Origin of the sequence: Marisediminitalea alba (assembly GCF_002993365.1) — a bacterium.
Taxonomy (GTDB): Bacteria; Pseudomonadota; Gammaproteobacteria; order Enterobacterales; family Alteromonadaceae; genus Alteromonas; species Alteromonas alba.
Genome location: NZ_PVNP01000141.1, coordinates 1 through 871 on the forward strand (window position 1 = coordinate 1; position 871 = coordinate 871).

General features: G+C 44.1%; 2 protein-coding genes. Both read right to left on the reverse strand.

Translation table 11 applies throughout. The features are described from left to right. On the reverse strand, positions 1-394 hold a 394-nt coding region (locus C6Y40_RS12795; RefSeq protein WP_240621952.1), incomplete at its 3' end, for a transposase zinc-binding domain-containing protein. 112 nt (positions 395-506) lie between these two features. Then, a complete protein-coding gene (locus tag C6Y40_RS12800) occupies positions 507-788 on the reverse strand; it encodes a hypothetical protein (protein WP_020745568.1) in 282 nt (93 codons plus the stop codon). Positions 789-871 lie beyond the last annotated feature (83 nt).

Sequence of the window (871 nt, forward strand, 5' to 3'; positions counted from 1 at the left end):
TAGCTAGAAGTAGACGAAGCGGGATGGGTAAACTCAATACCCATTGGCGTACAGGGTAACCGTGAAGAACATCTTCAACTAACAACTTGGCACTTTCTGCCATCCTTCTTGCACCGCAACTTGGGCAAAATCCCCTGCGTTTGCAGCTGAACGCCAGCAGTTTCTCATGCTTGCAGTCGTCACAAACTACACGCAAAAAACCATGCTCAAGCCGACCACACCTAAGAAACTCTTCAAACTCTTTTACCACATGAAGTGGTAACGACTTCCCTTTTTGTGAAAGCTGCTTCTGAAATTCTGGGTAGTGGCGTTCGACCAATTGATACAGTAACGTCTGCTCTGGACGATGTCGTTTATAGGTATGAGAGTGAGTTACTAGCAATGGCGCCTTTATCTTGAATTGGCATCACAGTGTGTATATGATTTTAATGTAAATCTACTGATCAATAGGGTGGGAAATTTATAGTCTCAAGGTCCGAAAAACGTACAGAGCAGCCCGAGAGGCCTCATACCAGGATGTCCGGTTTTGACCAATACATGTACCGACATAGCCGTTCCAGTTTCTCAGATTCGTGGCTGTCAGCAAACTCCCTAACAAGTAAGCTAAAACCGCCTATTTGAGCTAAATGACCATAGTTATCATCGTCTTTTTCGGGCAAGGTTTGCAAGGCAAGTACTATTTTGTCCTTATCTGGCCCTACAGCAATACGGCAACTGATTGAAGCTGATTGCAAGGGCAATAAACAATCTTCATCATCCATGGGTAAATCGAGAAACGTGTTATCCATATCACCTGTCCTCTCTTGTTTACCGAAAACTGAATTGCGGATTAACCAAATTGCCCAAGCTTAGCCCCGTATTCCTGTATATA

Coding starts and splice junctions, on each gene's coding strand:
- C6Y40_RS12800 (WP_020745568.1), bottom strand. CDS start 788: ATGGATAACACGTTTCTCGATTTACCCATGGATGATGAAGATTGTTTA.